Origin of the sequence: Streptomyces sp. NPDC059695 (assembly GCF_042733785.1) — a bacterium.
Taxonomy (GTDB): Bacteria; Actinomycetota; Actinomycetes; order Streptomycetales; family Streptomycetaceae; genus Streptomyces.
In genome coordinates, this window is sequence record NZ_JBHWFF010000003.1 from 263,785 (window position 1) to 270,590 (window position 6,806).

Here is a 6,806-nt window from a genome sequence, read left to right on the forward strand (position 1 = left end):
GACCGTCACCTGCCGACCGGCGTTGCTACCGCCTGTGACAGCGCCGGCGAGGCGGCGAACAGCGCGTACACGGAGGCGCTGACCTGTGCGGCGACGGCCTCGGGGGTGGAGGTGTCGAGCTTGCCGTCGAGATGGAGGAAGGCCAGACCGTGGACGAGGGCCCACACCGTCGTCGCCAGGGCGGCGGAGTCCTCGGCGCCGGGGAAGGCGTCGCGGACGATGCTCTGGACGTACTCCGTGATGACGGCGGTCGCGGCAACCCGTTCCTCGCTGGTCGGATCGCACGGCTCGGCGAACATCGCCCGGAACAGGGCGGGGTGCTCGAGGGCGAACTGCACGTACACGACGGCCACAGCGGCCAGGTCGTCCGGCGTGGAGGGCGCCGGGTGCGCCGCGGCCAGGTGCTGGGCGAGCTCGCGGTACCCCTCCGCGGCGACCGCGGACACCAGGGCGTCGCGGTCCGCGTAGTGACGGTAGGGGGCGGTGGCCGATACGCCGGCCTTTCGGGCGACCGCGCGCAGGGAGAGCGCGGCGCTGCCGTCCTCCTCCAGGAGCTCTCTCGCGGCCCTCAGGCAGGCCGCTCGCAGATCCCCATGGTGATATCCACTGGCTTGAGACACAGGTCACACTTCCTCATGTTTACGGCGCTTACATAGCCCCTTTAATGTGAACGGTGCATACATCATAAGCGATTGAGATGGAAGAGGGAACTGGGATGACCAGTGAGCTGTTCTCGCCGCTGCTCCTGCGCTCCGGCCAGGTACTGAAGAACCGGATCGCGAAGGCGGCCATGGAGGAGAACATGGCCTCAGACGGACAGCTCCCCGGCGAACAGCTGTACACGCTGTACCGACGCTGGGCCGCCGGCGGCACCGGACTCCTGATCACCGGCAACGTGATGGTCCACGCCGAGGCGCTGACCGCCCCCTCCGGCGTCGTACTCGACCAGCACTCGCCCCTGAAGCCCTTCGTCGACTGGGTGAAGGCAGCCAAGTCCGGCGGTGCCGCGATCTGGATGCAGATCAACCACCCCGGCCGTCAGGTCGCCTCCGACATGCCCGGCGTCGTCTGGGGTCCCTCCGACGTCGGCGTCTCGATGGGCAGGCACAGCAGCCGCTTCGGCCGCCCCACCGCCATGACCTCCCAGCAGATCGACGACACCGTGACCCGGTTCGCCGTCACGGCCCACCGTGCTGAGAAGGCGGGTTTCGACGGCGTCGAGATCCACGCCGCACACGGCTACCTCCTCTCGCAGTTCCTGTCCCCGCTGGTCAACAAGCGCACCGACCAGTGGGGCGGATCGCTGGAGAACCGGGCACGGATGCTGCTGGACATCGTGTGGGCCATCCGCGCCGCGGTCTCGCCGTCCTTTGTGGTCGCGGTGAAGCTCAACTCCGCCGACTTCCAGCGCGGAGGCTTCGACGCCGACGACGCCCGAGAGGTCATCGGGATGCTCGAACCGCTCGGCGTGGACCTGGTCGAGCTGTCCGGCGGCAGCTACGAGAGTCCCGCGATGACCGGGCGCCCCGCCGACAACAGCACCCAGGCCCGCGAGGCCTACTTCTTCGACCTGGCCAAGGACCTCGTCAAGACCAGTCCCATACCGCTGATGCTCACCGGCGGCATCACGCGGCGTGTCACAGCGGAGAGAGTCCTCAACGGCGGCGTCGCGCTCGTAGGGATGGGCACCGCCCTCACTCTCACACCCGACCTTCCACAACGCTGGAAGAACCACCGCGAGGCCGACCGCCTGATGGAGCCCGTGACCTGGTCCGACAAGGCCCTCGCCTCGGCCGCCAGCATGGCCAGGGTCCGCCACCTGATGCGCCGCCTCGCGCAAGGCGGCAAGCCCAGGGCCGGCACCTCCCCGGCCTTCGCCCTGATCTCCGAACGCCGCAAGCAGCGACGGGCCCTGCGCCGCTACCGCGCCTGGCTGTCCAAGGGAGGGCGCGCCGCCGGGCAGTGAAGCAGGCCCTGTCGCGATGTCACCGAAAGGTGCCGGTGTCCCCAGCGGATCGGGGGCGCCGGCGCTTTTGCATCCGGGGGCGCCGCTGCACGAGCCCAGACTGTCAGCCGCCTCTGACATGCCCCGCACCGTTTGAGGCTGTGTGCGGTAGGCGCACGTGTTCCCACCCTCAGAAGCGGTGGTGCCGCCCGTCGGAGCAGACGAAGAGGGCGAGCCTGTCGTGTGGACAAGCCGCCCTCTTTTCATGGCGTGGCTCGATCGGGCCACGGCTGTGTGCCAGTCGCTGTTCAGCGGACGCCGGCTGCCTTCATGACCTTCAGCGCGCCGGTCAGGAGCCTGGCCCAGGTCTCGGGGGAGATGCTGGTCGGCGGGTAGAAGCCCTGGACGCGCTGGTGGGCGACGGTCTGGGCTTCGGTGTACTTGAGGATGCCGTCGGCGCCGTGACGCCGGCCGAGTCCGGAGTCGCCCATGCCGCCCATGGGAGCGTCGATGCTTCCCCAGGCCGCGGCGAAGGCTTCGTTCACGTTGACGGTGCCGGCGTGGACGCGGGCGGCGACGGCCCGGCCGCGGGCGCCGTTGCCCGACCAGACGCTGGCGTTGAGGCCGTAGGCCGTGGCGTTGGCCCGTGCGACGGCCTCGTCGACGTCGCGGTAGGAGTAGATGGAGACGACGGGGCCGAAGGTCTCGTGGTCGTACAGCGTCATGTCGGGGGTGACGTCGGTGAGGATGGTCGGCTCGTGGAACAGCGGCCCCAGATCGGGTCGTGCCTTGCCGCCGGCGAGGACGGTGGCGCCCTTGGAGACGGCGTCGCCGACGTGTTCGGTGACGGTCTTGAGCTGGGAGGGGGTGGTGAGGCTGCCCACATCGATGCTGTAGTCGTAGGCGGCGCCGATCTTGAGCTTCTTGGTGCGGGCGACGAACGCGGCGACGAACTTGTCGCGGATCGACTCGGCCACGTAGAGGCGCTCGATGGACACGCACAGCTGCCCGGCGGAGGGGAAGCAGGCGTTGACGGCACCTTCGGCGGCCTTGTCGATGTCCGCGTCGTCCAGGACGATCATGGCGTTCTTGCCGCCGAGCTCCAGAGAGGCGCCGATGAGGCGCTTGCCGGCGTCGCTCGCGATCTGGCGGCCGGTGGCGGTGGAGCCGGTGAACATCATGTAGTTGGCGTTGTCCATCAGCGCGCCGCCGATGGAGCTGCCGCGGCCGATCACCATCTGCCAGACATCGGCCGGAAGGCCCGCCTCGTACATGAGGTTCATGGACCACAGGGCGGTCAGCGCGGTCTGGGTGTCGGGCTTCTGCACGACGGCGTTGCCCGCCATGAGCGCCGCGATGGTGTCGCTGGCGGCCATGCTGAGCGGGTAGTTCCACGGCGAGATCACCGTGACGACGCCCTTGGGGTGACGCAGCTCGGTGGTGTGGGTGAGCAGCGGGATCGCGCCGCGGCGGCGCCTGGGGCTGAGGTACTTCTCGGCGTTGCGCGCGTAGTAGCGGGAGACGATGCCGATGTCGACGACCTCGAGGTAGGCGTCGCGGCGGGTCTTGCCGTTCTCGGCCTGCATCAGGTCCAGCGCCTCGTCCTGCCGCGCCAGGACGAGGTCGTGGTAACGCAGCAGGATCCGCTTGCGCTCCGCGATCGGCGTGGCCGCCCAGGACTTCTGCGCGATCCGTGCCCGCCCGAACGCGGCTTCGACGTCCTCAGGGGTGGAGACGGGGAAGTCAGCGAGGGGAACGCCGGTGTAGGGGGCGTTGGTGGTGACCCGTGCGGCATTCGGTGCGGCCGAGACCCGCGCGGTCAGCTTCGTGAGCAGGGCCGGGGTGATGGACGCGGGCAGACCCAGGCCGCGGGCGGCCTTGGTACGGCTGGCGTGGTCGGTGACCATGGCAGGGACTCCTTGTCGCTTGCTGCTACTTGTTCCGGCTCTGGACCGAGGTGGGCACCGGCATGTGGAGGGCGGCCTGGCCTTCGGTCATGACGTCGAACTGGATGGTCCGCTTCGGCTTGAGCGACCGCAGGTCGTCGGACATGCGGCCCTCACCGAGCTGGAGGGCGATGCCGTTGGTGCTGCGCGTCGTGCCGGCGTTCAGCACGTTGGTCTGGTTCAGAGTGGAGTGCCAGGCGCCGTTGATCGTCGTGTACGAGGTGAGCGAGCTGACGCGCTCCCCGCTCGGGTAGGCCCTCTGGGTCGGGGTGTTCGCCAGGAGCGACAGGTCGACTCCGCCGGCGTCGTTGGCCACGCGGGCCGTCGTCCGGTGGTCGTTGATGTCCACGTCGAGCCCGGTGACCCACTTGGGGAAGCCGTAGCCGTCGTGGCCGCGGACCTGGGCGATGTCCGAATTCACGGGAAGGGACAGCACGTAGGAGTCGAGGTGTTCGTTCTTGAGGCCGGAGACGAGGTCGAAGAAGCCGAGCTTTCCGTGCCGGGCGGGCTTGACCGCGATGCCGACGGCCGCTTCGGTGTAGAAGTCGATGTCGCACACGTCGTAGCGGAAGAACATGACCGAGATCAGGCCGAGGCCGGGCACGATCTCCAGCGGCGAGAGCTCCTCGGGCAGACGGGCGCGGATGGCCCGGGACGGCGCAACCATGGTGAGCCGGGCGGTGGACATCGTGTAGTAGAAGTTCGGGGTGAGCGTGGAACCGATCGGAGAGTCGACCTTGATCTTGGGCAGCCGGCGGAAGAAGTCCACGCCGCTGACGCGGGGGTCGCGGGCGATCTCGTCGAGGTTCGGGTTCATCCGGTAGCGGTCGTACAGGCCGCCCTTCGGGACCGTGACCTCACGGCCGCCCAGGTTGACCTTGACGGCGTCCTTCTGTGCTGAAGACATGGCGGGGGTTCCTTCACTAGTCATGTAAGCGGTGCACACATGACTATAGGGGCGCGATGTATGCACTGTCAACAATGGGGTGGGGGGATTCTGCAGATGACTCTCGACGGTCGATGGCTTGGGCATTCCCGTGCCTGCGGTGCCGGGGTGTCCTGAGCGGGGAATGCCAGGGCTGTCGCACCCCTGCGGCGTTGCCTTGAGGTGCACGTGATGCGGGCGGGAGGGGCGGGCTCTGTGGTCGGAACGGGCCTAGATGGCCCACCGGTGCGCCGTCGGCTGGGGTTTGTGGTGAGAGTCCTGATCACGAGGTCGATCAGGGGAAGGCGATTCTGCTGCGGCTGTGCGAATGGATTAAGGCCGAGCAGCTGTCGAATCTGGGGACCTTGTATGCGCTCACGCAGGCTGCGGCGGCGGAGTTCAACCTACTGGCAGCCAGTTCGCGGCGGCCGGAAGCGGGATTGAGACGGTTGCGCGCGAGTGGATCTGTAACGAGTTCTGTTTCGCCGCATCGGCATGCGGAATCACGGACGCAGATGCGAAGGAGCTGACCGCTGGCCGGGACTGGTGGACGCCGACGGAGCGCCATCTCCGATCGAATTCGGCAGTGGCTGCGCCAGGGTCGGTCGTCTCGTGGCGACCGGAGAGCTTGCCGTATCGCGTGGCGGCAGCGCGGTGCCTCTACTTGATCGCGGACGAGGATCGCAGAATCCGCAACATGACTGGAGCTTCCACGCTCAGGCCCGATCCCAGGACGCCGGGCGGGGTCCTGTCCAACGGGGCCACTGAGAAGTCAGGACTCAACCGTTCGATCAACGCCGCCAAGGATGCAGTTCAGGGCAGGACGTGATCGCCGTGGACCTGCCTCGGAATGCGGGCACGTCGGGAAGGAGAACTGTTCCACGTGGGAGCAGTTTCACTGTGTCTCGTGTTGCCGTGCGCGCGGACACCGCGTGCGGCCTGAACGTCTTACGGGCCGGGCTGGTCCGTCGTGACGCCGATGGGGTATGGCGAGAAGCCCCCACCTGCGGGAGGGGGAGGAGTCGGCGGACGATCTCGGCACGCTCGACACCCGGGAGTCCAGGCAGGCGACTACTCCGCCCGAAGCGTCGATGCGGGCCCAAGTTGGGGTGACCTGGCGGTCCTGATGGTCCGCCGGAGAGCAGCTCCGCCGCCAGAAGGCCGCGATGGCAACGTGGCGTACGGACGCTCTCGTCCGTCCACGGCCTATTGGCCCTTCTGGAGCCGACGGAGCGCGGTGGAGAGGATGTTGGACCACACGGTGGCCACAGCTCCGGGCAGGACTGCCGGCTCGAACGGGCCTTCTTCGTCGTGCGTGTCGGAGACGGGCTCCGCCGTGGCGGTGGAACCAGGTGCCTCGTTGACACCCGGCCGCTGCTCCTCCGCATCCGGATCGAACGCATCGTCATGATCTGGACGTACCGGCGCCGCATACGCAGATGCTCTCGGCGATGTGGCGCGGAGCCCCCCGAGGTGTGGGACGTCGCGCCAGTGCGGCACGGTGCGGCCGTCGGGTACATGCGCAGGACCCTCTGCTGCGGGATCTTCCGGATCGTCCCGGTCGTCGAGGTGGATCGGTTCCGCCATCTTCGCGCTCCCTCTGTCTGGGTGGGGCGATCTTTGGACGCCCCGTCTGTGCTTACGGGGTGCGCCTCGGGGCCCGGACGAAGCGCCGCACGCGGCAGTTGCCTCCTTGTCGCTTCCAGGGCAGCTGATGTCGTCCAGTCGGTCCTGCTGGCGCGCCGCCTGAAGCGGTCGGCAATGCGTACGTGGTGGAGCGGGCGTTCCTCGATTGACCTGTTCGCCGAGGATCTCGGCGTAGAGGAGACATGCTGGTACGGAAGGAGCCGATCGTCGGGGATCGGCAGGTAGGGGAAGCCGATGGCGCCTCGCGCGGCGGGGGGGGGGGGCGCCCCCCCGGGCGGGCGCGGGGGGGTTGCTGCGGGCGGCGGGGTGTTATTAGGCACGGGTGGGGGGTTGGGCGGGGGGC

5 protein-coding genes and 1 pseudogene are annotated in these 6,806 nt (G+C 68.6%); 2 read left to right on the forward strand and 4 right to left on the reverse strand.

Going from position 1 to position 6,806, the window contains the following annotated elements:
* Positions 1–5: 5 nt before the first annotated feature.
* Positions 6–620, reverse strand: coding sequence for a TetR/AcrR family transcriptional regulator (locus tag ACFV2S_RS06430; protein ID WP_376489284.1), 615 nt, complete (start codon positions 618–620; stop codon positions 6–8).
* A 95-nt stretch (positions 621–715) separates the two neighbouring features.
* Between ACFV2S_RS06430 and ACFV2S_RS06435 the strand changes: the two genes are divergently transcribed.
* Positions 716–1,966: an NADH:flavin oxidoreductase/NADH oxidase family protein gene (locus ACFV2S_RS06435; RefSeq protein WP_385554765.1), complete on the forward strand. Its 1,251-nt coding sequence runs from the start codon at positions 716–718 to the stop codon at positions 1,964–1,966.
* 287 nt (positions 1,967–2,253) lie between these two features.
* On the opposite strand, the gene ACFV2S_RS06440 is transcribed toward ACFV2S_RS06435, so the two are convergent.
* Together ACFV2S_RS06440 and ACFV2S_RS06445 are read right to left on the reverse strand one after the other, a co-directional pair.
* On the reverse strand, positions 2,254–3,852 hold the full coding sequence (locus ACFV2S_RS06440) for a succinic semialdehyde dehydrogenase (RefSeq protein WP_385554767.1): 1,599 nt from the start codon (positions 3,850–3,852) through the stop codon (positions 2,254–2,256).
* Between the two features lie 25 nt (positions 3,853–3,877).
* Positions 3,878–4,798, reverse strand: a complete 921-nt coding sequence (locus ACFV2S_RS06445) for an acetoacetate decarboxylase family protein (protein WP_385554769.1) — start codon at positions 4,796–4,798, stop codon at positions 3,878–3,880.
* A 308-nt stretch (positions 4,799–5,106) separates the two neighbouring features.
* Between ACFV2S_RS06445 and ACFV2S_RS06450 the strand changes: the two are divergent.
* Positions 5,107–5,645 (forward strand): annotated as a pseudogene (locus ACFV2S_RS06450) (DUF5713 family protein); the annotation flags it as partial.
* Between the two features lie 377 nt (positions 5,646–6,022).
* Here ACFV2S_RS06450 and ACFV2S_RS06455 read toward each other — a convergent pair.
* Positions 6,023–6,403, reverse strand: coding sequence for a hypothetical protein (locus ACFV2S_RS06455; RefSeq protein WP_385554771.1), 381 nt, complete (start codon positions 6,401–6,403; stop codon positions 6,023–6,025).
* Positions 6,404–6,806: the final 403 nt, after the last annotated feature.